General features: G+C 71.4%; 23 protein-coding genes. 16 read left to right on the top strand and 7 right to left on the bottom strand.

The features are described 5' to 3' along the window. Positions 1-134: 134 nt before the first annotated feature. The 3 genes from IE273_RS12040 to IE273_RS12030 all read left to right on the top strand — a co-directional run bounded on the left by IE273_RS12040 (position 135) and on the right by IE273_RS12030 (position 2,624). Entirely contained in the window at positions 135-1,160 is a 1,026-nt protein-coding gene (locus IE273_RS12040) for an alcohol dehydrogenase catalytic domain-containing protein (RefSeq protein ID WP_189815336.1), read from the top strand. Between the two features lie 192 nt (positions 1,161-1,352). After that, entirely contained in the window at positions 1,353-1,607 is a 255-nt protein-coding gene (locus IE273_RS12035) for an SHOCT domain-containing protein (RefSeq protein ID WP_189815128.1), read from the top strand. A 132-nt stretch (positions 1,608-1,739) separates the two neighbouring features. After that, entirely contained in the window at positions 1,740-2,624 is an 885-nt protein-coding gene (locus tag IE273_RS12030) for a universal stress protein (RefSeq protein WP_189815127.1), read from the top strand. A gap of 50 nt (positions 2,625-2,674) precedes the next feature. Here IE273_RS12030 and IE273_RS12025 read toward each other — a convergent pair whose 3' ends face one another. Next, a complete protein-coding gene (locus tag IE273_RS12025) occupies positions 2,675-2,887 on the bottom strand; it encodes a hypothetical protein (protein ID WP_167360858.1) in 213 nt (70 codons plus the stop codon). A 315-nt stretch (positions 2,888-3,202) separates the two neighbouring features. On the opposite strand from IE273_RS12025, the gene IE273_RS12020 reads away from it, so the two are divergent. The 4 genes from IE273_RS12020 (at position 3,203) to IE273_RS12005 (ending at position 6,871) form a co-directional block, all read left to right on the top strand. Continuing rightward, positions 3,203-3,646: a universal stress protein gene (locus tag IE273_RS12020; protein WP_189815126.1), complete on the top strand. Its 444-nt coding sequence runs from the start codon at positions 3,203-3,205 to the stop codon at positions 3,644-3,646. Between the two features lie 199 nt (positions 3,647-3,845). Continuing rightward, positions 3,846-4,751, top strand: a complete 906-nt coding sequence (locus tag IE273_RS12015; protein ID WP_189815125.1) for a universal stress protein — start codon at positions 3,846-3,848, stop codon at positions 4,749-4,751. Between the two features lie 26 nt (positions 4,752-4,777). Next, positions 4,778-5,713, top strand: a complete 936-nt coding sequence (locus IE273_RS12010; RefSeq protein ID WP_189815124.1) for a universal stress protein — start codon at positions 4,778-4,780, stop codon at positions 5,711-5,713. Positions 5,714-5,797: 84 nt separating this feature from the next. Continuing rightward, a complete protein-coding gene (locus tag IE273_RS12005) occupies positions 5,798-6,871 on the top strand; it encodes a zinc-dependent alcohol dehydrogenase family protein (protein ID WP_189815123.1) in 1,074 nt (357 codons plus the stop codon). A gap of 21 nt (positions 6,872-6,892) precedes the next feature. Here IE273_RS12005 and IE273_RS12000 read toward each other — a convergent pair whose 3' ends face one another. Continuing rightward, positions 6,893-7,360 carry a pyridoxamine 5'-phosphate oxidase family protein gene (locus IE273_RS12000; RefSeq protein WP_189815122.1) on the bottom strand — a complete coding sequence of 156 codons (468 nt, stop codon included), beginning with the start codon at positions 7,358-7,360 and terminating at the stop codon, positions 6,893-6,895. 376 nt (positions 7,361-7,736) lie between these two features. On the opposite strand from IE273_RS12000, the gene IE273_RS11995 reads away from it, so the two are divergent. Continuing rightward, entirely contained in the window at positions 7,737-8,438 is a 702-nt protein-coding gene (locus tag IE273_RS11995) for a CBS domain-containing protein (protein WP_189815121.1), read from the top strand. A gap of 64 nt (positions 8,439-8,502) precedes the next feature. Here the strand turns inward: IE273_RS11995 and arr are convergent, their stop codons facing one another. The 5 genes from arr to IE273_RS11970 form a co-directional block, all read right to left on the bottom strand. Next, positions 8,503-8,931: an NAD(+)--rifampin ADP-ribosyltransferase gene (arr, locus tag IE273_RS11990; protein WP_189815120.1), complete on the bottom strand. Its 429-nt coding sequence runs from the start codon at positions 8,929-8,931 to the stop codon at positions 8,503-8,505. Positions 8,932-9,130: 199 nt separating this feature from the next. After that, positions 9,131-10,312 (bottom strand): SGNH/GDSL hydrolase family protein, encoded by a 1,182-nt coding sequence (locus tag IE273_RS11985; RefSeq protein ID WP_229887179.1) that lies wholly within the window; start codon positions 10,310-10,312, stop codon positions 9,131-9,133. 297 nt (positions 10,313-10,609) lie between these two features. Further along, a complete protein-coding gene (locus IE273_RS11980; RefSeq protein WP_189815118.1) occupies positions 10,610-13,027 on the bottom strand; it encodes a glycosyl hydrolase family 95 catalytic domain-containing protein in 2,418 nt (805 codons plus the stop codon). 110 nt (positions 13,028-13,137) lie between these two features. Then, entirely contained in the window at positions 13,138-15,024 is a 1,887-nt protein-coding gene (locus IE273_RS11975) for an alpha-galactosidase D (protein WP_189815117.1), read from the bottom strand. Between the two features lie 367 nt (positions 15,025-15,391). Then, the gene (locus tag IE273_RS11970) at positions 15,392-16,603 is read right to left on the bottom strand and encodes an ROK family transcriptional regulator (protein ID WP_189815116.1); all 1,212 of its coding nucleotides are present in this window, start codon (positions 16,601-16,603) and stop codon (positions 15,392-15,394) included. Between the two features lie 387 nt (positions 16,604-16,990). Here IE273_RS11970 and IE273_RS11965 point away from each other — a divergent pair, with 387 nt between their 5' ends. The 8 genes from IE273_RS11965 (at position 16,991) to IE273_RS11930 (ending at position 25,568) form a co-directional block, all read left to right on the top strand. Continuing rightward, a complete protein-coding gene (locus IE273_RS11965) occupies positions 16,991-18,082 on the top strand; it encodes a substrate-binding domain-containing protein (RefSeq protein WP_189815115.1) in 1,092 nt (363 codons plus the stop codon). A gap of 35 nt (positions 18,083-18,117) precedes the next feature. Next, complete coding sequence (locus tag IE273_RS11960; protein ID WP_189815114.1) at positions 18,118-19,206, top strand: mandelate racemase/muconate lactonizing enzyme family protein; 1,089 nt, start codon at positions 18,118-18,120, stop codon at positions 19,204-19,206. Next, positions 19,203-20,279: an ABC transporter permease gene (locus IE273_RS11955; RefSeq protein ID WP_189815113.1), complete on the top strand. Its 1,077-nt coding sequence runs from the start codon at positions 19,203-19,205 to the stop codon at positions 20,277-20,279. Before IE273_RS11960 ends, IE273_RS11955 begins: the two co-directional genes overlap by 4 nt. Then, entirely contained in the window at positions 20,276-21,352 is a 1,077-nt protein-coding gene (locus IE273_RS11950) for an ABC transporter permease (protein WP_189815112.1), read from the top strand. Before IE273_RS11955 ends, IE273_RS11950 begins: the two co-directional genes overlap by 4 nt. Beyond that, positions 21,349-22,893 carry a sugar ABC transporter ATP-binding protein gene (locus IE273_RS11945; RefSeq protein ID WP_189815111.1) on the top strand — a complete coding sequence of 515 codons (1,545 nt, stop codon included), beginning with the start codon at positions 21,349-21,351 and terminating at the stop codon, positions 22,891-22,893. Before IE273_RS11950 ends, IE273_RS11945 begins: the two co-directional genes overlap by 4 nt. A 168-nt stretch (positions 22,894-23,061) precedes the next feature. Further along, complete coding sequence (locus tag IE273_RS11940) at positions 23,062-23,778, top strand: GntR family transcriptional regulator (RefSeq protein ID WP_189815110.1); 717 nt, start codon at positions 23,062-23,064, stop codon at positions 23,776-23,778. 169 nt (positions 23,779-23,947) lie between these two features. Continuing rightward, positions 23,948-25,168: a PP2C family protein-serine/threonine phosphatase gene (locus IE273_RS11935; protein ID WP_229887178.1), complete on the top strand. Its 1,221-nt coding sequence runs from the start codon at positions 23,948-23,950 to the stop codon at positions 25,166-25,168. A 28-nt stretch (positions 25,169-25,196) separates the two neighbouring features. Next, positions 25,197-25,568: an STAS domain-containing protein gene (locus IE273_RS11930; protein WP_189815109.1), complete on the top strand. Its 372-nt coding sequence runs from the start codon at positions 25,197-25,199 to the stop codon at positions 25,566-25,568. Positions 25,569-25,579: the final 11 nt, after the last annotated feature.

The following is a 25,579-nucleotide window of genomic DNA, read 5'->3' as shown; positions in this document are numbered from 1 at the left end:
GGCGCTCTCCCCGCACGTCAGCGGCGTGCCGCCGACTGATCCCGGGTGCGCATGAGGTCCACCTTGCGTGGGCCGTGTTGCCCGGCAGCGTCACGGGGGCGACCGTGTAGAGGGGGAGCGAGGAAGTGAGTCCGGTGCGAGCGCTCGTCTACCACGGCCCGGCGCGGATCTCCTGGGACACCGTGCCCGACCCCGTGATCGAGGAGGCGACCGACGCCGTCGTGCGCGTCGACGCGACCACCGTGTGCGGCACGGACCTGCACATCCGGCGGGGCGACTTCCCCGACGTGAAGCCGGGGACCGTGCTCGGCCACGAAGCCGTCGGCGAGGTCGTGGAGACCGGCAGGCAGGTCAACCACCTGCGCCCCGGCGACCAGGTGATCGTGTCGTCCGTGTCGGCCTGCGGGGATTGCCGGGAGTGCCACGACGGCCGGTACGGACAGTGCCGGGGTGGCGGCGGATGGCTCCTGGGGAATCTGATCGACGGCACCCAGGCCGAGCTCGTGCGTGTGCCGTTCGCCGATCACTCCACCACCCGACGGCCCTGCGACCTCCCGCTGGACGACGCGGTGCTGCTCGCCGAACTGCTGCCGACCGCCTACGAGGTCGGGGTCCGCAACGGACACGTCGGTCCGGGAGACACCGTGGTCGTGGTGGGTGGCGGCCCCGTCGGCCTCGCCTCGGTCGTCGTCGCGCGGCTCTACTCGCCCCACAGGATCATCGTCGTCGACCTGGCCGGCTCACGGCTCGAAACCGCTGCCCGGGTGGGGGCGGACGCCGCCGAATCGCCGGGAAAGATGATCACCGAACTGTCCGAGGGGCCGGGAGCCGACGTGGTCATCGAGGCGTCCGGTGATCCGGACGGCTTCCTGCTGTGCACGCGCGCCGTCCGGGCGGGAGGACACATCGCCAACATCGGCACGCACGGCAGACCGACGACGCTGCACCTTGAGGCGATGTGGCGCAAGAACGTGACGATCAGCATGGGGCAGGTGGACACGTCCTCCACACCGTGGCTGCTGGAGTTGCTCAGGTTCGGCCAACTGGCCGTCGCCCCGTTGGTCACCCACACCTTCGGTCTCGACGCCATGGAGGACGCCTACGAGGTCTTCGCACACGGCACCGGCACGGGCGCGCTCAAAGTCGTGCTGCACCGGTGAGGGCCATCGGCAGCCGGGGGACGCAGGTGGCTACGGTCCGCTCCGCCCCCGTACGGGCGTACCGGCCCACCGTCCGGGGCCGCCCGGCCCCAGACGGCGGGGACGGGCGGCGGGACGATGCGAGTGAGGGCAGGAGCCGCCGGGCGCGCCGGCGATCCGGCCACGGAGCAGGGCCGAAGCAGGTGAGAGACCATGGTGTTCCGGTACGGACACGGCGTCGGTGGATGGTTCGCGATGTCGACCGGCGTGATCCTGTTCTGGGCGCTGATCATCGCAGTCCTCGTGCTGCTCGTCCGCGCCCTCCACCGGCCGCGGGATCACCGGCACCTTCCGGCCCCACCGTCGGCGGAGGACATCCTCCGTGAGCGGCCGGCCCGCGGGGAGATCGACGAGGACGACTACCGGCGCCGTCTGAACACACTGCACGCCGGACCGCCCCGGACCTGAACCGGCGAAGGCGACAGCGAGCGGTACCTGGACCGGCGAAGGGGACAGCGAGCTGCAAGGGGCCGATGGACTTCCGACCGGGCCGTAACGCCCTCGCGGTGTACGGCGCGACGGGCGGCCCCGGGAAAGGCGGTGGGGACGATGACACTCCCTCTGGTCGTGGGAGTCGACGGATCGGAGCCGAGCCTCGTCGCGGTCGACTGGGCCGTGGACGAAGCCGTCCGCCACGGTCTCCCGCTCAGGCTGGTCCACGCCTCCCTCTGGGTGCGCTACGAGGCCGGCCTGCCCCCGGCGGGTCCGGGACAGTCCTCGGAGCAGGTGCTGGCCGAGCACATCGTGGCCGCGGCGGCCGACCGTGCGGAACGACGCAACCGGGACGCGGAGATCATCACCGACATCGTTCCCGAGGAGGCGACGGCCGCTCTCCTGCGCGAGGGCGGCGCGGCCTTCGCGCTGGTGACCGGTTCGCGTGGCCGCGGCGAGCTCAGGGGACTGCTGCTCGGGTCGGTCGGTCTGGCCGTGGCGGCCCGAGCCCCCTGCCCGGCGGTCGTGGTCCGGGGTGACCGGGTGGGCCTGGCGGGTGGGCACGGGCGCATCCTGCTCGGCCTCGGTGGAGCCGGTACCGGCGCGGAAGCCGTGCGCTTCGCCTTCCGGGAGGCGGAGGTGCGCGGCTGCGTCCTCGACGTCGTGCATGCCTGGCGCGGGCCCGCCCACGACAGGAGCGGCAACCGGCCACAGGCCGACGGACCGGTCGAGACGTCCGGGCAGAGCGCCTCCTCCGCCGTCGACGCCCGGCTCACGGCCGCGATCGACGAGTACCCGCACGTCCGGACGCGCCCGGCGGCCGTCGAGGGACCGGCCGGCAAGATCCTCGTGGAACGGTCGGCCGCCGCGGACCTCGTGATCGTCGGCGCACGACGCGGAAAGGGGCACTTCGGACCGCAGCTCAGCCGTGTGGGCCATGCCCTCCTCCACCATGCCCAGTGCCCGGTCGCGGTCGTGCCCGAACGGCAGTGAGCGCGGCGCGGCGTGCTCCGAACGCACCGCGGGTGAGCGGTCCTGCGGCCTCACCCGAACAGGCTTCGCACCCTGATGGTCTCGACGCGCCGCCATGTGCCGCCGGGCAGCAGCATCCGCTCGCCGTCGGCACTGCGAGCGCTCAACCGACCGGAACCGGCCGGCCGGGGCGCCGCGCGCCGCCGCGTCTTCCTCGCCGAGGGCAGCGCCGGACCGCGGTAGGTCCGCTCGGCCCGCGCGTCAGCTTGAGTGCGTCGGCTCATCGGCCCTCCACATCGCGAGTACGGGATGCTCTTGGGAACGCCGGCGCTCCCGGCGGTCGGGCTCGCCCCGATGCCCGGACAGCCGTCGGCCCCACACCCAGCATCCCCCCTCGTGTACCCGCGGGCGGGGCCGAATCGCACAACCGCGGGAGCAAGTCGAACCGGCCGGGCCGCGCGCCACGCGCGCTGACCGCGCACAGCCGTCCGTCATGCCGCCGGATGCGCATCTCTGGCGGTGTGGCGACGGGTCCCGCAGCGTGGGGACAGGGGCGGAACGGCCCGGCGGGCACACACACCGAAGGAGAGGTGGGACGCATGGACAAGGATGCCTCCGAGCGCCGGGTGGTGGTCGGTGTCGACGGGTCGCAGTCCTCCTACGACGCCCTGCGCTGGGCCGTGCGCTACGCCGGCCTGGTCGGCGGCACCGTGGAAGCGGTCGCGGTGTGGGAGCTGCCGGGCCTGTACGGCTGGTCGGGGCCCGCCGTCGACATGGACGTCGACGAGGACGAGACACGCCAGAAGATGAGCCGGGAGCTGACCGACGCGCTCGGCGCGGACACGGCCGGCTCCGTGCGGACCCACGTGGTGCACGGCAACCCCGCCGACGTCCTGCTGCGAGCCGCCGAAGGAGCCGAGGCCCTGGTCGTCGGCAGCCGGGGCAGGGGCGGGTTCGCGCGCGCCCTGCTGGGCTCCGTCAGCCAGCACGTCTCGCAGCACGCGAGCTGTCCGGTGGTGATCGTGCGCTCCGCGCGGCAGTGAAGAAGACCCGTGGGCCCGGCCGCCCGGCACACTGGAAGGAGCCGGACCGCCCGGTCTCGGACCGCCCGGCCTCGGACCGCCCCTTCGGCGTCCGCCTCGAAGGGGTCGGCCGGTCCCGGGCGGGGCCGTATGGCCCCTGATCGTGTGCGCCCCACGGCGCCACCCTGGTGTCGGACCCCTCACCCGGGAGGCGGAGACCATGTCGCGAACCGTCACGGTGGGTCTCGACGACTCGCCCGAGAGCCGGGCCGCGGCCGAGTGGGCCGCGCGCGAAGCCCTGCTGCGTCGCCTGCCGCTGAAGATCGTGCACGTCCAGGGGCCGAGGCCCCGGTATGTGGCCCGCATGCCGGGGCGGGACCCGGTGAGTCACGTGCGCCGGGCCCAGCAGCTGACAGACGAGTCCGCGGACGGCATCCGGCTGCGCCACCCGGGCGTCGAGGTGACCACCGAGCTGCTCACCGGCACCGTGGTCGATGTCCTCGGCGAGGCGGCGGGCCACGCCGAGCTGCTGGTGCTGGGATCGCGGGGCGTGGGCGGGTTCGGCGGGTTCGTGCTCGGCTCGGTGAGCCGGGGCGTCGTGGCCCGCGCCGAACGCCCGGTCGTGCTGGTGCGGGCGGGGGAGCAGGCCGCCGACGAGCACAGGATGGACCCGACGGGCGTACCGTCCGCTGCGGCGCCCTTCCGGCCCGTGGTGCTCGGCCTCGACCTCGACCACCCGGACGACACGCTGCTGGACTTCGCCTTCGACGCCGCCGCCCGCCGGAAGGCGGCCCTGCGGGCCGTCCACGCCTGGTCCGGGCCGTCGGCCTCGTTCCACGGCTTCTCCGGTGACGCCAGGCTCCACACCTCGCTCGAACGCGGGCAAGCCACCCTCCTCGGCAAGGTGCTGCGCCCCTGGCGGCAGAAGTTCCCGGACGTCGAGGTGATCGAAACGAGCCGGTGCGGCAGCGCTCCACAGGTCCTCGTCAACGATTCCCGTGACGCCTCCCTGGTGGTCGTCGGACGGCGTGTCCGCCCGCACTCGTTCGGTGCGCACATCGGCCATGTCACCCACTGCGCGCTGCACCACATCGCCGCCCCCGTCGCGGTCGTCGCGCACACGTGACCGACCACTCCGCAGGAGGAGAAGCCATGAGCGCAGCAGCCGCACAGGCCCATGGGGCGCCTCTGGACCTGCCCCTGGTCGTCGGCGTCGACGGTTCGGAGCCGAGTATGCGGGCCGTGGACTGGGCCGCCGACGAGGCGGTCCTGCGCGGGGCGTCGCTCCGGCTGGTGTACGCCTCGCTCTGGGAGCGCTACGAGGGCGCGGTCCCGGTCCAGGAGTCCGCAGAGCCGTCGGAGGAGATGATGGCCGAGGAGATCGTCGGGGCCGCCGAACAGCGGGCCCGTCGGCGGCGGCCCGGCGTCAAGGTCACCACCGATGTACTGCCCGAGGAACCGGCGTACGGCCTGATACACGAGAGCAGCAGCGCCCTGGCCCTGGTGCTGGGCTGCCGCGGTCGCGGCGGCGTGACCGAGTCACTCCTCGGATCGGTCGGCGTCGCGGTGGCCGGGCACGCGCACTGCCCGGTGGTCGTGCTGCGCGGAAGCGACGGCGACCAGGCGCGCTCGGCGGCACGCGGTCGCGTCGTCCTGGGAGTCGGCGCGGAACCGGCGGGCTCGGCGGCGGTGAGGTTCGCGATCGAGGAGGCCGTGCTGCGCGGGGTCCCGCTGGAAGCCGTCCGGGCCTGGCGCCGTCCCCTGCACGAGCCCCGTGCGCATCGTCCCCCGGACTTCGTCCGGGGGTACTCCCGGCTCGTCGGTGAACCGGCCCACCCGCGAGAGCGGCAGGCCGCCGAGACGGTCGAGGACGCGCTGCGGGACATCCCGTCCGGCCTGCGGGTACGACGACGTACGGTCGAGGGACCCGCACGCGACGCCCTGTCGGCCGTCTCCCGTGAAGCCGACCTGCTCGTCGTCGGAGCGCGGCGCCGCCGAGGCCACCACGGGCTCCGACCCGGCCGTGTCGTCCGCGGTGTGCTCCACCGCGCCTCCTGCCCGGTGGCGGTCGTACCCGAGCCGGCCTGAGCCCCGGGCAGGAGGGCCGGCCGGCCCGAGCGCGGACCCACGGACACAGCACAGCCCGAAGACCGAACCGGGGTGAGGAGCGTCATGAAAGCCTTCGTCTTCCACGGTCCCGGACAGGCGTCCTGGCAGGACGTCCCGGACCCGGCCGTCAAGGAACCCACCGACGCGATCGTGAAGGTCGACGCGGTGACCATCTGCGGCACGGACCTGCACATCCTCAAGGGCGACGTCCCCGAGGTCCGTCCGGGAACAGTGCTCGGCCACGAGGCGGTCGGCGAGATCGTCGAGACCGGCAGTGACGTGCGCACCGTGCGCCCCGGGGACCGGGTGCTGGTCTCCTGCATCACCTCGTGCGGCCGGTGCCGGTTCTGCCGGGAGAGCGCCTACGGCCAGTGCCGGGGCGGCGGAGGCTGGATCCTCGGCCACCTCGTGGACGGCACCCAGGCCGAGTACGTCCGCGTACCCCACGCCGACCTGTCCGTCCACGCGCTGTCCGCCACCGTGCGCGGCGAGGACGCCGTCCTGCTCGCCGACATCTTCCCGACCGCCTACGAGGTCGGCGTGCTCAACGGACACGTGCGTCCCGGCGACACCGTGGCCATCGTCGGCGCCGGTCCCATCGGACTCGCGGCCATCGCCACGGCACGCCTCTTCGCGCCGGAGCGGATCATCGCCGTCGACCTGACCCCGGCCAGGCTGGAGGCAGCCCATCGGCTGGGCGCCGACGCGATCGCCGACGTCCACGAGGCTCCCGGCCAGCTGGTCGCCGACCTGACCGACGGCCTCGGCGCGGACGTGGTGATCGAAGCGGTCGGCGTGCCGGAGAGCTTCGAGATGTGCACCCGGATGGTCCGCCCCGGCGGGCACGTGGCCAATGTCGGTGTGCACGGCCGGCCGGCCACGCTGCACCTCGAAGACCTGTGGATCAAGAACGTGACGATCACGACCGGCCTGGTGGACACCTACTCCACCCCCACCCTGCTGCGGATGGCCGCCGCCGGCCGGCTGCCGACCGGGCAACTGATCACCCACACCTTCCCGTTGCACCACATGGAAGAGGCGTACGACGTCTTCTCCCGGGCCGGCGAGACCGGTGCGCTGAAGGTGGTGCTCGGTGTGGAGCAGCACGCGCAGGTGGCCGTGCCCACACCCCCGTGACCGCGCCGTGCGCGACGGTCGTCAGCCGAGTGCCGTCACCGTCCCGCCCTGCCCCGCCAGGTCCGTCAGGCGGACACCCGCGACCAGCTCGGGGTGGATGCGGACCGCCTGGTCCAGGCCGTCCGCGGGTGCCCAGGGCCGCAACATCGCCCGGATGCGGGCCAGTTCCGCCGGATCGGTCACCAGGCGGGCGTAACCCGTGACGACCACGCTCCAGCCGAGGTGGGTGTCCGGGTCGATGACGTCGGCCTCGTAGGCGACGACCACGCCCGGACCGGCCGCCTCCTCGGCGTGGGATGTCAGGGCCGTGCCCTCGTGGGTACGGATGACGATGTCGCCGTCGTCCAGGACGTGGTTGACCGGGCGGACGGTGGGGAGAGCCTGCCGGGTGAAGACGATCCTTCCCAGCGACACGCTGCCCAGCAGCCGCAGCGCCTCGGCGGGGCCGAGGTCGACGCGTCGGTGCACGGGGGCGTGATCACGGGTCATGGCCTGCTTCTCCTGGACGGGCGACCGGCCTCCCGCCGGCGTCGGCCGGCCGGTGGGCGCCGGGGTGCGGTACGGGCGGATCGGCGGCGCGGGGGACCGGTGCCGTTCCTGTTCTCACGGTCGTCCACCAGATGCCTTCCCTCCAGTGCCGGTCGGCTCTCGGACAGGGGTCGGACGTCCCTCGCACCCGCGGGCACCCGCTTCGACGCCGGCGACGGATCCCGGCGGCACCGGCAGCCGAGCGGGCCGGACCGGCGATCCCCGGGGCGGGCGGACGAAGGTCCCCCTGGGCGGGCCGTTCGACCCATGCCCCGGGCGGCCCCGTCACCGCAGCCTGGAGATGTCGCAGACCGGTACTCGGCCCCTGGAGGACGCCATGACCGGTATTCCCACCGTCGTGAGCGACGTGATGACGCGCAGGGTCGTGGCCCTGCGCACGGGGGCTGCGTTCAAGGACATCGTGCGGACCATGCGGGAGTGGCGGGTCAGCGCCCTCCCCGTGCTGGACGACGCCGGACGCGTCGTCGGCGTGGTCTCCGAGGCCGATCTGCTGCGCAAGCAGGAGTACGGCGGGGGCGGCCTCGGCTGGTACGGGCGGGCCCGGGACCTCACCGGGTTCCGCAAGGCGGACGCGGCGACCGCGACGGAGCTGATGACCACCCCGGCCGTCACGGTGCCGCCCGACGCCGGCCTCGCCCAGGCGGCGCGCATCATGGCGCGGGGCAGGGTCAAGCGGCTGCCGGTCGTCGACCACGCGGGCCTGCTGAAGGGCATCGTCAGCCGGTCCGACCTGCTGAAGGTCTTCCTGCGGGACGACCAGGGCATCGCCGAGGACGTCCGGCGCGAGGTCGTCGCACGGCTCTTCGGCCCGTACGCGGAGGCGGTCCGGGTCGAGGTGCGCGACGGTGTGGTCACTCTCACCGGCAGGACCCCCGAGACGGCACTCGTTCCCCTGGCCACCGCCCTGGCACGGACCGTGGCCGGTGTGGTGGACGTACAATGCGCGCTGAGCGGCCCACCCCGCCACCCGGACCTCGATCCGGACCTGCCGGATCCGCAGCGGTCGGCTTCCGCCTGACGGGGCGCCGCCAGGGAGGAGGCCCGGACCGGTGACACGGCTTGCGGGGCTCCGGCGGTCCTCGTCAGTCCAGGATCGTGGCGATGCCGCGGCGGCGAAGGTCGGCCAGCCCGTTGAGCATGGCCTCGATCTGCTCGGGGGAGTGCCCGGCCCAGTCCTTGAGCTCCGACACGACGCGCACGGGCTCGCGGGTGCGGTACGAGCGGGTGGGGTTGCCCGGGAACTTCCGGTCGGTGACGTTGGGATCGTCCTCCAGATCGCCGGTCGGCTCCACCACGTAGACCCGTCCCGGCCCGTCGCCGGCCGCGAGTTCGGCGCCCCAGGCGGCGGCATCCAGGGTCTCGGACACGTAGACGTGGCGGGACGTGCGGCCTTCCTGGAAGTTGGACGCGTACCCGGGGATCAGCAGATCCCCGGGTACAAGGGCCGCCTTCGTACCGTGCAGAAAGGTTCCTGCCTCGTACACCTGGAAGGGGACGGGCGCGCTGGTCATGGGCTGCTCCTCGGGGCCTGGGCTCGGGAGAACAGGAAACCACCATCCGCACGTCGGCGTCGGTGCCGCGTGGGGGAGTTCACGTCGGTTTTCAACGTGACCGGACAGTGGGCGAGTTCCCTGCCCGTCCATCAGGACGACGCCGGGTCATCCGAGACGAGGACCCGGCGTCCTCCTCCGCGAGCGGCACCCACCTGTGTCAGGTGCGCAGGAGCCGCAGGTCGATCGCGTCGGCCATCGCCTTCATCCCCTCGTCGTTGGGGTGGATGTGGTCGCCCGAGTCGTAGGCCGGGTTGAGCGCCGCCGGGTTCGCGGGGTCACGCATGGTCCGGTCGAAGTCGATGACGCCGTCGAAGGCACCGCTGGTGCGGATCCACTGGTTGACGCTCTGACGGATCTTCTCGGCGTCGGGCGTGTAGTACCCGTTCCCCTGGTCGGGCATCAGCGTCGCGCCGATGATGTTGACGTGGGCGGCGTGTGCCTCGTCGATCAGGGTGCGGTAGCCGTCGATCAGGTCCTGCGCGGTCAGCGGCCGGCCGTCGGGGCCCGCGTTGTTGCCGATGTCGTTGATGCCTTCGAAGAGGATGACGTCCTTGACGCCTGGCTGGCCGAGGGCGTCGTGGCCGAAGCGCTTGAGAGCGCTGACCCCCTGCCACAGGTTCGGGACGTCGGTGAGAACGCGATTGCCGCCGATACCGGCGTCGACGACGCTCAGTTTCTGCGGCCCCGGTCCGGAGCCCAGCCGGCGTCCGAGGAAGTCGGGCCACCGGGTGTAGGTGCCGGTCGAGGAGTGGTAGCCGTCCGTGATGGAGTCGCCGAAGGCGACGACGGTGCCCCTCGCGGACGGTGACAGGACGTCCATTCCCGCCAGGTAGTACCAGGAGGTCGTGGTGGTGCCGAACGCGGCGGCGGTGTCGTCACCGGCGTGGTTGCCGGAGGCTATGTACGTGGTGTCGAACGCGTCGGAGTGCCAGGTCGACATCCCCGTCGCGCCGGGGACGTAGAGGCTGACGAGCAGGTTCTCGCCGGCACTGACCGAGATCGGGACGACGTCGCTGACCGCCTCTTCGCCGACGGGGATCGTGACGTGGCGCGAGCTTCCGAAGGTGACGTTCCGGGTGGTGCCGCGCGTCGCCTCCCCGCCGCTCGCCTGGACGGCCACGTCCACGGTGCTGACATCGAGCGGCGTGGTGCTGTACCGGTTCGACAGGGTGATGCGTACGCCCGAACCCGCGACGCTGCTGTGCACCACCATCCGTATGGTCTGGTTGTCGAAGGACGGGCCGCCGGTCGTCATGCTGGGCGACCAGGCGCTGACCCGGGTGCCCTTGCTCTGCGAGGGCGATGTGGCGGCGGCGCTCGCCGCATGCGCGGTGCTCAACGGAACGACCGTGAGGATCATCCCGGTCACAGCGCCGAACACGGACAGCAGGGATCTGCGACGCGGTCGGCGATCCGCCGCCGTGCCTTCCTTTTCCGGGGACATCGTTGTTCTCTCCACTCTCCGCGTCATCCGCGGCGGGCCGGCTCCGCGGGGAGTCCGGCCCGGTCCCGCCCCCGCCGAAGACGGACGGATTCCGCACGGCGGGGCGGCCCGCTGATGACGGGTCATCGGGGGTTGGCTCGGGGTGTTCGTGGTGTGCGGCACCGGCCTCGGCCGGGCTTGCTCAGACTGACCTCAGCCGAGGTTGCTCAACGTGACGGACCCACCCGGCTTGAGGCTGACCCTCCGCGAAGTGCCGCCCGCGAACACGGTCGTGTCACGACCGCCGACGCTCTTCAACGTCACCTGGGTGACCTTGCCGTTCTTCCACTTGAGGTCGGCGACGAAGCCGCCCCGCACGCCGACTCCGGACACCGAGCCGGACCCCGCCCACGCGGCGGGCAGAGCGGGCAGCAACTCGACGTGGCCCGGCCGCGAGTAGGCCAGCATCTCGATCATCGCGGAGGGCGTGCCGAAGTTCGCGTCGATCTGGAAGATGCCGCGGCCCTGCCCCATGTCCATGATGTCGAAGAGGTTCGGCGCGGTGCCGTTGCTGCCGCCCGCCGACGGCTTCAGGTTGTTGACGACGAGTTGGTAGGCATTCTCCGCGTTCTTCAGCCGGGCCCAGCACAGGCTGCGCCAGGCGTTGGCCCAGCCGTAGCTGTTCATGCCGCGCGCGGTCAGCAGGGCGGTCGCGCCGGCGAGGATGTCCTTCGGGGTGGACTCGTCCGGGCGGATCCGGTCGCCCGGGAAGAGACCGACGAGCGGGGACAGGTGCCGGTGTGTGGTCTCGCCCAGATCGTCGGGCGACATCCACTCCTCCAGCCAGCCGGTCTTGGGGCTGACCACGGGCAGGTACAGGCGTTGGCGCAGTCCGTCGACGGTGTCGGCGTAGGAGGTGTCCCTGCCGAGCACCCGGGTCGCGGTGCGGTAGTTGCCGAAGAGGTTCCACACCAGTTCCTGGGCGTAGGTGATGCCCTTGGCGTCGAGCGGGCCCTGCTCGGGGGACCAGTCGCTGTCGGCGATGAGGACCTCGCGTGAGGAGCCGGAGGCGTCGGTGACGGTCGTGGTGATGAGGCGTGCCTCCCAGAACTCCACGGCGCCCTTGAGCAGGGGGTAGATCTTCTCCAGGTAGGCGCTGTCCTGGGTGTACTCGTAGTGTTCGAACAGGTTCTGGCAGATCCAGGCATTGCCGGCCGGGTGCCACCACCAGCCGCCTCCGCCGTAGGGGTTGGTGGAGATGGCCACGGTCCAGCCGGCTGTCTTCCCGCTGGAGTTGCGGTACCTGTTGGTCGGACTGTTGAACAGCCGCCGCGTGACGTCCGTCCACGAGGGCAGTTGCGCGAGGCAGTAGTCCGTGAAGGTGTCGAAGCAGTCCGACAGACCGGCGCGATCGGCCAGCCAGTAGTTCATCTGGACGTTGATGTCGGTGTGGTAGTCGCCCATCCAGTCCGGGTCGTTGCCGTCCAGCCACGGGCCCTGGAGACCCATGGGCAGCACGCCCCGTGACCCCGAGATCATCAGGTAGCGCCCGAACTGGAGGTAGGCCGCCTCCAGTTCCGGGTCCGGGACGTTGTCCCGGTAGCGGGCCTGTATCCGTTGCCAGGTGTCCAGCTTGCGCTGTGCGGTGGACGACGTGCCGAGGTCGACGGCCAGTTGCTCGAACACCGGGCGGAAGTCCGCGACGTGGGTGTGCAGCAGGGTGCTCGCGGAGTGGCCGGCCGCGTCCTTGACCTTGGTGCGCGCCAGACGCTCCGGGTCCAGGGCCGGGTCGCGGAACCCGCTCGCCGCGTCGGGCGCGTAGTTCGTGCCGCCGCTGACCACGACGGTGAGGTCCTGGCAGCCACGGAACGAGAGGGACGTACCGCTGACGGTCACCGTGCCGGTGCTGCTGGTCGCCGTGACGGCGGCGCCGTACTTCAGGCCGTTGGCGAGGGAGGCCCCGAACGAGGCGTAGCGCTCCGTGCCGGCCGCGGTGGTGCGCTCGCCGTGGGTGCCGGCCAGTGTGACGGTGCCGGTGTAGGTGCCGCCGCCGAGCTGGGAGAAGTACACGACGATGACGTCGTCGGGGCGGCTGGCGAAGATCTGCCGCTGGTAGGTGACGCCGGACAGGTCGTAGGACGCGCTGACGAAACCCTGGGCCAGGTCCAGGGTACGGCGGTAGTTGTCGACGGAGCCCAGGTCGTGACCGGGGATGTCGACCGTGAGTTCGGCCAGCAGGGTCAGGGAGCCGAAGTCGTCCCGCCCGTAGGGGAACTGGCCGTCGTCCTGGAGGGTGTCGTTGGCGCCACCGGTCCACAGGGTGGCGTCGGTGATCGTCAGCAGTTCGCTGGAGGGGTCGTTGCTCACGAGCGCTCCGAGGCGCCCGTTCCCGACCGGCAGGCCCTGCTGGATCATCGAGGTGGAGGAGCCGGGGGCCCGCCACCACAGTTGGTTCTTCGTGGCGGCGGCGGCGGACAGCATGGGTGAGGAGGCGGGGCGGGAAGGGGCCGCCGACGCGGTGAAGCTCGGCATACCGCCGAGCGCGGCGGCCATGCCGGCGGTGGCGGCGAGGGAGAGGAAGCCTCTGCGGCTGGGACGGTTCTCGCGCGAATCGGTGTGCTGGGTGTCCACGTGGTGCACTCCATGTCCGGGGAACGGCGCGTGCGGGAACGACGGATGCGGGGCCGTCGGGTGTGGTGCGAGGCGGTGGGCCCGGAACTGTTGCCGGGCCCACCTGTGGGTCAGGCGGTCTTGGGGACATCGATCCTGTCGATGTCGGGGGAGTAGTCCCAGCCGCTGTCGAACGTGATGCTGTTGGAGCCCGCCTTCAGGGCCAGCTGGACGCTGACGGTCTCGACCGTGCTCCAGCCACCCGTGGAGGGGAACTTCAGACGGGTGCCGTTGCCACTGTTGGAGTAGACGGTCACCGACCGGGGGTCACCGCTGACGTAGGCGACGTTGATGGTGTAGATGCCGTCCTTCTTCACCGTGATGTCGTTGAACTGCAACCTGCTGTCGAGGTAGAGGTTGCCGACCTTCTTGCCGCCGGAGCAGGAGTCGCACGAGGCGAGGGAGGCGTTGCCGGTCAGGGTGTTGTTCCCGGACTCGGCCTCGTAGCGGGTGGTCGCCAGCGGCGTGCCGCCCGGCTTGACGGTGAACAGCCGTGAGCCGTGCGCGGGCAGCGTCGCGCTGATCCTGTTCTTGTACGTTCCGAGGTTCTGGTGCCTCCACAGGTCGCGTACGGACGCCGCGCCGGTGAAGCCGAACGACGCCCAGTCAGCGGTGACGGAGGCCGAGGAGTCGCCGAGGTTGAACAGGGCGACGGTGTAACTGCCGTCCGCGTTCCTGGTCCCCCAGACCTGCTGGTCGCCCATCGGCGTGACGGGGCGTGCCACCGGCGAGTCGTTCTGGTCGACGGCGATGACCTCCTGGTTGGTCAGCAGGGAGAGGCCGTAGTCGTCCAGTCTGGTGAGGTCGTCACCGGTGTACAGGGGCGACTTGTTGATGGCCCACAGGGTCATGTAGCTCTGCCGCTCGGCAGGGGTGAGGCCGTCCATCTCCCCGTTGCCGACGTCGATCGCGTCGAGGTCGTTCCAGCCTCCCGGGCCTGCCTTGCCGCTCCACGCGGGGGCGTCGTTCCACCGGTCGTTGACCGAGTTCTCCCAGGTGACCAGGGTCTTGCAGTAGCACTCCACATCGGTGTCGATGCGCCAGCCGTTGGAGTACTTCTTCCAGTCGGCGGCGTGGCCGATGTCGAGCGACCAGGACAGTTCCAGGTGCATCGGGCGTCCGGTGTCACCGATGGCCTTGTGCCAGGCGGCGACGTCCGGGACGTTGTCGTAGTTGTCTCCGGACTTGAACGAGCCGGGACCCACGCCGTCGAGCTTCAGGAAGTCGTAGCCCCAGTCCGCGAGCATCTGTGCCTGCGAGTCGATGTACTTCTGCGCGCAGGGGTTGTCGAAGTCCAGCTTGTAGGCGCTGTCCCAGCCGTTGGTGGTGCGCAGGTCGGGGTAGACCACGTCCGCGGTGGTGCAGCCGGGGGCGTTCCGGATCGGCACCTTGCCCTCGCCGTACGCCCCCTTCTCCAGGCCGACGGGCAGGTAGATGCCGGCCTTGAGGCCCTTGGCGTGGATGTGGTCGGCGACGGACTTCATCCCGTTCGGGAACCGGACCGGGTCGGGCGTCTGCCGGCCGTACTGGTCGAACTCGGACGTCCAGTTCTGGTCCATCCACCAGCCGGCGTCGATGTTGACGTACTCGTAGCCGTACTTCTTCAGCGTGGCGGCCAAGGCGTCCGCCTGCTTCAGCACGTTGGCCTCGGTGAGGTAGCTGTAGCTGCCGTCCGGATTCAGCCCCGGGTACTGGGAGGACTGCATGCTCCAACTCGACCAGCCCATGTAGGGCTTGGCCGCGAGACCGGAGGTGGCGTCGGCCGTCGTCGAAGCGGAATCAGTGGCCGTGGCCGTGGCCGTGGACGAGGACTTGGCGGTGGCGGCCATGGCCTGGTCGACGGCCGGGACCGCTGTGGCGAGTCCGGCCGTGACGGCCAGCACCAGCGTCGCTCTGAGGGTGCGGCGCGGGAAGCCGGGGCGGGTTCCGCGCAGGGCTGTGTACGGGGATGACCGCATGGGTCGCCTCCTGGGGGTGGGTGAGCGGAATCGTGCGGTGGTACCCGGTGGGGGACGGGTGCGGTACCGGGCGGGACGCCGGGGGAGGCGGTCGAGCGGCCGACCGCCGGGGCGTCGGAACGGCGGCTCGGTCCGTGCCCGAGCCGATGGGGAGCCCGCTGGTGCGCCGTCGCCGTGGCGTGCGGCGCACCAGGAGAGCAGGGGGTCGCGGTCATGGGCGCACCTGACGCGACGAACGTGGGGAGGGGAACCGTCTTCGCGTCCGGCCGCGCGTCGCCGTCGGCGAGTGCGGGCGGCGCCGGGCTCGTGGCGGCCCCGGCGCCGGACAGCGCCTGGGGGCCGTCCGGCGGCGGGAGGCGTCGGCGGCCTACGGGCCGCGACTGTGCAGCGTCATGGTCTGCTCCTCGTACGTGTCCGATCCCATGAAGGACTGGATCGCGGTGGCCGCGGCCCCGCGGGCCCACTCCTCGAAGGGGAGAGGACGTGTCACCACGTCACAGCGTGCGGCGGTACCGAAGGCGGACGCGGCGAACGCGTTCCGGATGCCCTCGGCGAAGAGGTCGTAGGCGGCCAGGCCCTCCCCGGAGATGATCACCCGCTCGGGACCGAGGATGTTCACCAGGGAGCCGATCGCCTTGCCGATGGCCTCGCCGGCCCGTGCGTAGACCGCGCGGGCACCGGGGTCCTCCCGGTGGGCCAGGTCCAGCGCCTCGGCGGTGTCGGTCACCTGCTTGCCGGTGGCCGCGCGCACCGCGCGGACGATCGCGGGGTCCGCCGCGATCGCCTCCACGCATCCCCGGTTGCCGCAGTGGCACCGCGGGCCGAGCGGGTCGAGGGACAGATGCCCGATCTCGCCGGCCACGCCGTGCGCGCCCGACACCACCCGTCCGTGCACCACCAGGCCACAGCCGATGCCGGCGCCCACGGTCACCAGGGCGAAGTGCGAGAGTCCGACTCCGGCCCCGAACCAGTGCTCGGCGACCGTGAGCGCCCGCACGTCGTTGTCGACCGTGACCGGCAACCCGGTCGCGGCGGCGGTGAGTTCGGCGAGCGGCACGTCTCGCCACTCCAGGAAGGGCGAGTAACGGACCACCCCCTCGGCCCGGTCCACGTCCCCCGAGATCGCGATGCCCAGCCCCCGCACCCGCACGCCGAATCCGACGGCTTCGGTGAGCAACTCCTGTACCAGCGCGATGATCGCGGGGAGCACCACCTCCGGCTCGCGGCCCGTGAGGTGTACGTGCCGGGACATCCGGATACGACAACACAGGTCGGCCAGTACGGCGATGATCTCGTCGCCTGTCACCTTGAGCCCGATGAACAGCGCCTTCCCGCCGTCCACCCACACCAGGCTGGCCGGGCGTCCCACGGCGGGCGGCGCCTCTTCGTCCACCCCCTCGACCAGGTAGCCGAGTTCCATCAGCGGACGGACCGCCTTGGTGACGGCGGCGGCGGAGAGGCTGGTCCGCCGCGCGACCTCGGCCCGGGTGAGCGGGCCGTGGGAGAGCAGTGTGGTGAAGACCAGGGAAGCGGCCGGAGTCATCGTGGGGACCGACTCACGGGGGGAGGTCGGGCGCATGGCCGGAAACCTAGGCGTGACTCTTTTCCGCTGTCAATGAAAAAACCACACTTCTTCAGAAGTGCTTACCGGAGGGGCGCTGAACCTCTGAAACGGCTGGCAGTGCGCGCATTCTGACGGTGGATCGAAGGACTCGGGTCCGGTGTCGGTGGCAGCATCTCGGCCGTTCCCAGCAGGACCCGGGGTCCACTGTTGACGTCATGATTCCTATAGGGTTTTGATCCGGTCCGACGTGACGATGACCGAGCGACGGACCGTCACGGCCGGGCCCGTACGCCTCTCCGAGCAGGTCGGAACCGATTGTGCGGTCCGAGGGGTTGACGCGCGGCGCCGGGTGGCCAAGCATCGCCGTACCGATTTCCTATTTGATTCTGGGGAGTGGTGGAGATGCGTCCCCCGACCCGTTCCGTCCTCTCAGGGGTTGCCGCCGCCGTGCTCTTGGCGGCCCCGGCGGCCTGCACCATCAAGAACTCCGGCGCCGACACCGGCACCCGGGCCCCCGCGACCGGCAAGTCCGGCACCGGCAGCGCCGAGTTGGCCGACGGGTCGGGCGTCAAGGTGGCCCTCGTGCCCGGCGGCGCCCACCCGTACTTCCAGCCCTGGAAAGCCGCGGGCGCCGCCGCGAAGAAGGAGTACGGCCTCGGGGGCGTGACCTTCGACGAGACCGCCGAGTGGGACCAGCAGAAGCAGGACAACCTGCTCTCCACGCTCGCGGCCCGCGGGTACAACGCGTTCGGGGTCTTCGGGGTGTCGCCCACCGACATCAACACCACCTTCGAGGACCTCAGGTCACAGGGTTTCGCCGTGGCCTCTCTCGCCTCCTGCCCGGCCGGCCCCACCGACAAGGCCGACTTCTGCCTGTCCACGGACGTCGAGGTCGCCGCCTACAAGGCGGCCAGGGCCGCGATCGACGCAATGGGCGGCAAGGGCACGCTCGTTCACCTCACCGGCAACAACGTGGACGCCAACACACAGCTGCGCATCAAGGGCGTGGCCAAGGCGGTGAAGGAGACCGGCGGCAAGGTCAGGCTGTTGCAGACCATCACCGACGTCGACAAGGACCTGCAAACCGCGCAGAAGGCGGTCTCCGACCTGCTCGCGGCCAAGGGCGACCGGATCCAGGGCATCGTCACCACCGCCTACAACCCCGCCGTCGCCGCCGCCGACGCGGTGAGGAGTTCCGGGTCCGCCGCCAAGGTCGTCGCCATCGACGACGACGCCAAGATCCTCGGCGCGATCAAGGACGGCTCGGTCGCCGCGACCGTCGTGCAGAACCCCGTGGGACAGGCCGAGGTGGGCACCTGGGCGCTGGCGCTGTTGCAGACGAAGCAGTGCGCCATGCGCCACCCGGGCCAGACCGTCGACTCCGGTTCGTTCGTGGTCACGAAGGCGAACGCGGGCACCTACGACGCGGCCAGGAAAGCGAGGACCGAGCAGCTCAAGAAGGAGTTCGCGGACACGCTCCTCGTCTGCGAGTGACCACCGACGGCCCTACGGAAAGCGGACCCCGCCCGATGACCATCATCACGACCGCGACCGCGCTGCTCGCCGACATCGCGGTGGAGACGGACCGCACGGACGCCGTGCAGGCCTTCGTCAAACAGGAGACGATCCTCGTCCAGATCACCACCGGGGACGGCCTCCGGGGAACCGGCTACGCCTACACGATCGGCACCGGCGGATCATCCGTCCTGGCCCTGCTCCGGGAGCACCTGCTGCCCCTCCTCGTCGGAGCGGACGCCCGTAACGTCGAGGCGTTGTGGCAGCGGCTGTTCGCCACGACACGGGCCACCACCACCGGGGCCATCACCTCCCTGGCCCTCGCCGCCGTGGACACCGCCCTGTGGGACCTGCGGTGCAAGCGCGCCGGTGAACCGCTGTGGCGGCTGGCCGGCGGCCACCGCCAGGAGGTCCCGCTCTACGACACCGAGGGCGGCTGGCTCCACCTGAGCACCGACGACCTGGTCCGTTCCGCCCGCGCGGCCCAGCGGGCCGGATGGGCGGGCGTCAAGATCAAGGTGGGGAAGCCGCACGTGGCCGAGGACGCCGAGCGGCTGCGCGCCGTCCGCGAGGCGGTCGGCCCGTCCATGCACATCATGACCGACGCCAACCAGTCACAGACCATCTCGTCGGCCCTCCACCTCGCGGCTGCCCTTGAGCCCTACGGACCGTACTGGTTCGAGGAGCCCCTCCCGGCCGACGACGTCAGCGGACACGCCCGCCTGGCCGCCGCGACGAGAATCCCCCTCGCCGTCGGTGAATCCCTGTACTCCGCCATGCAGTTCCGCACGTACCTGGAGTCGGGCGCCGCCTCTGTCGTGCAGGTCGACGCCGCGCGCGTCGGCGGCATCACCCCGTGGCTGAAGGTCGCGCACACGGCGGAGAGCCACAACGCCATGGTCTGTCCGCACTTCCTGATGGAACTGCACGTGAGCCTGGCCGCCGCGGTGCCCAACGGCATGTTCGTCGAGTACATCCCGCAGTTGAGAGCGGTGACCCGCACCGAGCTGACGGTCCGTGACGGACGGGCGGTGGCACCGGACGTGCCGGGGATCGGGATCGACTGGGACATGGACGCCATCGACGACAGGAGGGTGGCATGAGGACACCCGTCACGGCACCGGAGCACGTGGCCGGCGAGGCGGCCGGCGCACAGCGCCCCCCGCGGCGGCTGCCGTTCTGGGTGGACCAGCGGCTCGGGCTCCTGGTGCTCACCGTCGCCCTCGCCGCGCTGTTCGGCGTCCTGCGCCCGGCGTTCCTCGACCAGCGGCTCGTGCTGTTCCCCCTGCTGCGGGAGATCTCGACGCTGACCGTGGTGGCGCTCGCCCAGCTGGCCGTCCTCTCCGTGGGACACATGAACCTCGCCGTAGGCCGGATGGCGGCCTTCGGTGCCCTCTTCGCCGGCCTCGGCTACGACCGGCTCCACCTTCCGCTCCAACTCGGCCTCCTGGTCTGTCTGTTCGCCGGAGCCGTCATCGGCGGCCTGACGGGCTGGATCATCGCCCGGACCGGTGTGAGCTCCTTCGTGGTCACCCTGGCCATGGACTTCGCGCTGATGGGACTGGTCTCCCTGCTCTACTCGGCGCTGACCGAGAACGCGGCCTTCACCACGCGGCCCAGCGGGCTGCTGGACCTGCGCTCCGCCTCACTCGCCGACATCTGCGTCGGTCGCGTCTGCGGATCCCCGGCCGTGCCGCAGATGGCGCAGTTCACGGTGCTGGCACTGGTCGGTCTCGGTTTCCTGTACACCCGCACCCGGATGGGCCGGGAGCTGCTGCTGACGGGGGCCAACCCGAAGGCGGCGGAGTTGTCGGGCATCCCCACGGGCCGCCGCGTGATCCTCGCGCACAGCCTGTCCGGACTGCTCGCCGCGCTCGCCGGATTCATGGCCGCTGTCAGCACCGGCACGTTCCGCGCCTCCATCGGCGACGACTTCATGCTGCCCTCGTTCCTCGGCGCGGTCCTCGGCGGCACCCTCCTCACCGGCGGGGTCGTCTGCGTGGTCGGAGCGCTGCTGGGCACCTCCCTCGTCGCGGTCATCCGCAAGGGCCTGGACCTGCTCGGCGTCGGCCTGGAGAGCCTGAACATCTACCTCGGCTGCGTCCTGCTGCTGGCCCTGTCGGCCGACCGGGTGCGCGCCGTCGTGTCCTACCGCAAGGTGGTGCGCTCCACGTGATCACGATCAATGAGTACGGAGCCCGGACCTCCGCGGCCCTGCGCCGCTTCTCCCGCTCCACGACCACGACACTGCTGTGCGTCACGCTGGGCGGCTACCTGGCCCTGGGGATCGCCTCGTCGGGCGAGTTCTTCCAAGGACCGTCGGTACGGACCTTCCTCCAGTACCTGGCCACGCCGGTCCTCATCGGGCTGGCCCAGATGGTCGCCCTGTGCGTCGGACAGCTCAACCTCGCCGTCGGCGCCCTGGGAGGCTGCACGGCCTGTCTGATGGGCGTCCTGATGGCCGACGGCGGCGTCCCGGCACCCATCGCGGTGGCGGCCGGCGTCCTCACGGCGATGCTGGTCGGTCTGGTGACCGGTGTCTTCATCGTGGCCACGCGGATCAACGGCTTCATCGTCACGCTCGGCGTGATGACCATCCTGCTGGGGGCGCAGTACCGGCTGGCCGGCACACGTACCGTCGACGGTTACTCACCGGCCCTCAAGGAGCTCGGCAGGGCGGCCCCGCTGAACGTCCCGCTGGTGTTCCTCACCGCACTCGCCGTGGCGGGACTGCTGGCCGTGTTCCTGTACCGCGCGACCGCCGGACGACGGCTCCTCGCGGCAGGCGGCAACCCGCTGGCGGCGAGGCTGTCCGGCATCTCCACCGACCGGCAGATCGTGCTCGCGCACACCCTGTCCGGCCTCCTGGTCGGCGTCGCCGCCGTGACCGCGACGGCGTCACTGCCCGGCGTCAACCGCAGCGTGGGCGGCGACTGGCTGCTGCCGAGCTTCGCCGCCCCGATCATCGGGGGCGTCGGGCTCAGCGGGGGCTCCGTCGCGGTGTTCGGCACGGTGCTGGCGGCGTTCGTGATGCGGCTCATCGACGCCGCGCGCGCCCAGTTCTCGCTCGACCCGAGCTGGGTGAACTTCCTCATCGGCCTGGTCGTGCTCGGCACGGTGGTCGGTGGCCGCGTCCACCAGACGCATCTGGAGAAGAGGGGGAAGGCGCACGGCCGTACCCCGCCGGCACCGGCCGGGCGGGGACCGACGGCCGACGCCACCCTGCCGAACGCGGGAGGTGGGCAGTGAACGACGTCCTTCTCGAAGGCCGGGAGATCGTCAAGGTCTTCCCCGGAGTACGGGCCCTGGACGGCGTCGGACTGCGCCTGACGGCCGGATCCGTACACGCGCTGCTGGGCGAGAACGGTGCGGGCAAGTCCACGCTCATCAAGGTCCTGACCGGCGTCCACGCGCCCGACGGCGGCCGGCTCACCTGGCGCGGCGAAGAGGTCCGCCTGCGCTCGCCGCTGGAGGCCACCCGCACCGGCATCGGCGTCGTCCACCAGGAACGCAACCTCATACCCGACTTCTCGGTGGCGGAGAACATCACCCTGCAAAGCCCTCCCGCGCGCCGTGGGTTCGTCGACCGCGGGGCCATGAGCGCGCCCGCCCTGCGCTGCCTGGCCGAGCTGGACCTGGACCTGGACCCGCTCCGGCCGGTACGCGAACTGTCGGTGGCCCAGCAGCAGTTGGTGGAGATCGCGAAGGCGCTCTACACCGAGAGCCGGGTGCTGCTGCTCGACGAGCCGACCGCGTCGTTGTCCCCGCGGGAGGCCGATCGCCTCTTCGGTGTCGTCCGGCGGCTGACGGCCCGTGGCACATGCGTCGTCTTCGTCAGCCACAAACTGGAAGAGGTCTTCGCGCTCTGCGACACCGTCACCGTGCTGCGCGACGGCCGGTCCGTGCTGGAGTCCTCGCCGCTCGCCGGCCACACCCACGACGACATCGTGAACCTGATGGTGGGACGCGCGCACACGGCGACCGAGATGCCGCCACGCGCCCCGGACCGTACGGCCGCCCCGGTCCTCGCGCTCGACGGCGTCTCCACCGCCGACGGCCACCAGGACGTCTCCCTGGAGGTGCGCCCCGGCGAGATCGTCGGTCTCTACGGTCTCGTCGGCGCCGGGCGCAGCGAACTGGTCAAAGCCGTACTGGGCCTCGACCGGATCACCGCCGGTGAGGTCAGGATGCACGGCACCCCGGTCCGGATCGCCTCGCCCCGCCAGGCGCTGCACGACTTCGGCATCGGCTACCTGACGGAGAACCGCAAGGAAGAGGGCGTCTTCCTCGAACAGCCCATCCACCGGAACATCACGGTCACCGTGTGGAAGAAGCTGGCCAAGGCCCTCGGGTACGTTCCCGCTGCCGAGGAGCGGCAGGCGGCACAGGACTTGGTCGACCGGCTCGGGATCCGCATCTCGGGCCTTGAGCAGAACGCCGGTGAACTGTCCGGCGGCAACCAGCAGAAGGTGAGTATGGCGAAGTGGCTCGCGGCCGACACCCGCCTGCTGATCGTCGACGAACCGACCGTGGGCGTCGACGTGCGCACCAAGCACGCCTTCCACCGGCTCCTGTGGGAGCTGGCCGGCGAAGGTCTGCCGATCCTGCTGATCAGCAGCGACCTGACCGAGATGATCACGCTGGCGGACCGTGTCCTCGTCATGGCCGACCACCGCATCCGCGGCGAGGTCGACAACGACGGGGACTACGAACGGATGAGCGGCCGGATCATCCGCATCATCCACGACCGTGCGCTCCCGGCGGTGACCACGGAAAGGGAGGCGGAATGAAGTCCGTGGCACCGTGCGTGCGGGAGGCGGCACCGGGGGAGTGGCGGGCCTCGGTGGAACAGGTGTTCCGCACGCCCTGAAACCCGGCCGACCCCGGGCCGGGCAACGTGCTCACCTCGGTAAACTGCATCGTCCCGACAGCCTGGAGCGGCAGGAACAGGAGAACGGATGCCACAGCATGACAGTTCCTCCGCCGGGGTCCCGGAGTCCGGGAGCAGCCGATCCGCCCGTGCCGGTCGCCAGGTCCTCTCGGACAGCGTCTACGAACAGATCAAGGCCATGGTCATGGACCATGAGATCGCTCCGGGCGCCCGCGTGGGGATCGAAGCGCTGTCGCGTGCTCTCGGAGTCTCGCCCACGCCCGTCCGCGAGGCACTGGCCAGGCTGGAGTCCGACGGACTCGTGGTCAAGAGGTCGCTGTCCGGGTACCGGGCGACGGAGCTGCTGACGCGCGAGGGCCTTGAGCAGCTCTTCGAGATGCGGCTCCTGCTGGAACCGCGAGCGGCGGCCCTCGCCGCCGCCCACGCCACCGAGGAGCAACTCGACGCCATCGAGCGGCTCGTGGAGGAGATGCAGACCCACCCGGGGCCGACGGGGCGCTACGCGGACTACCGCGGCTTCGCCGCTCTCGACCAGCGCTTCCACGACACCATCGCGGTGGCCTCGCAACGTCCGCTGCTCGCCGACGCGGTGGAGCGGCTCCACTCCCATCTGCATGTCTTCCGCATCAGGAGCGCCGGGAACGCCGACGACCCGACGCTCGCGGAACACGAACGTGTCGTACGCGCGATACTGCGCCGCAAGCCCGAGCGCGCCGCGGAAGCCATGACGGAGCACCTCACCGGGAGCCTCCAGCGCCAGCTCGGCCAGGCCCGGGAGCCCTGACCGGCGCCGCACGCGCACCGGACACCACCGTCCCGTGATCGGTCCGAGCCACCGGATCCAGGCGGGCGCGAGCATGCCTGCTGCCGGGCCGCGCGTGCTGTCGGGGAGCGGGTACCCGTGTGGTGGCCGAGGATGGACATGACCCGAGCGGCCAGGAAAGAGGGGCGCGGTGACCGACAGCGCGGCGTCGCTGTTGCGGCTGATGCAGGCCAGTCATACGGCTACGCTCGAAGAGCTCCCGGGGTTGATCGCCGACCACGCCGCCGTGGCAGGCATGCACGACGTGGCCCTCTTCGTGGTGGACATCCGGGAGACGGTGCTGCGCCGGCTCACGGGTCGGGGGCTGGGTGCCGGGGACCGCGGGCAGGAGTTCACCGTTGCGGGCAGTCTGCCCGGCCGAGCCTACCGGCGTGTGGAAATGCTCACCGAACCCGGATGGGAGGGGACACGCGACCGTCCGGGCGGGCGGCGGTGGTGGGTGGCCGTCACCGACGGTGTGGAACGGCTGGGTGTGCTGCGGGCCGACACCGACAGCGACGACGAACCCGTCCGCCAAGCCCTGCGCGACCTGGCGTCGATGACGGCCCTGCTGTTGCTGAGCAAGCGGTCCTTCAGCGACTCCTACGCGCGTCTGGTGCGTACGGAGCCGATGAACGTGGCCGCGGAGATGCAGTGGAACCTCACCCCGCCACCCGCCTACGCCGGTCACGACGTCACCGTCGGCGCGGTGATGGAGCCCGCCTACCAGGTGGGCGGCGACGCCTTCGAGTACGCGGTGGCCGGCAGCACCCTCCACCTGGGCGTCTTCGACGCCATGGGCCACGACACCACCGCCGGGATCACCGCGAACGTCGCCGTGGCCGCCTGCCGCAACGCCCGCCGCCAGGGTGCCTCGCTGACCGAGACCAGCCGGTCGGTGGAGGAGACGCTGATCGAGCAGTTCGGCACCAGCCGCTACGTCACCGGCATCATGGCCGACCTGGACATGGAGAGCGGCCGGCTGACCTGGATCAACCGCGGCCAGCACCTGCCCATCCTGATCCGCGGCAACCGCTGGACCACCGAACTGGCCTGTCCCCCGGCCGGCCCCATGGGCGCCGACCTCGGCCTGCCGGTCACCACGGCCACCGAGCAGCTCGAACCCGGAGATCGCCTGCTGCTGTACACCGACGGCGTGGTCGAAGCCCGCGACAGGTACGGGACGGAATTCGGCCAGGAACGGTTCGTCGACTTCATCCGCCGTCACCACTCCGGCCGGCACACCCTGCACGAGACCCTGCGCCGGCTGATGGCCGCCATCATGGAACACCATGACGGCAAGCTCGACGACGACGCCACCGTGTTGCTCACCGAGTGGCGCGGCGGCCACCAGCAGGAGCTGACCCCGTGAGCCCGGGCCCCCGTGGAAAGAGGCGGTCATGAACACCGACCGGTCGGCCTTCCGTGATCGTCCGCACACCCTCCGGGTGCACGTACGCCGTCTGGGCACCGACCGTCACCTCGTCACGGTCGTGGGCGACCTCGACCTGCACACCGCCTCACACCTCGCCGACGCCCTGCAACCCCTGGTGCTCACCGGTGGGCACAGCGTGCTCGTGGACCTGTCCGACGTCACCTTCCTGGACTCCACCGGGCTCACCTGCCTGATCGCGGTCTACCGCACGGCCCGGAGCACCGGCGCCCGCCTCGCGCTGATCGCACCCAGCGAACGCGTACGGCGCATGCTGGCGCTGACCGGAACGGACCAGGTACTGCACAGCTACGCCACCGTGGACTCCGTCCCCGACTGACCGGCCGCGAC

It is taken from the genome of Streptomyces olivaceoviridis (assembly GCF_014650115.1).
Lineage (GTDB): Bacteria > Actinomycetota > Actinomycetes > Streptomycetales > Streptomycetaceae > Streptomyces > Streptomyces olivaceoviridis.
This window is presented reverse-complemented; position numbering and strand designations above follow the sequence as displayed.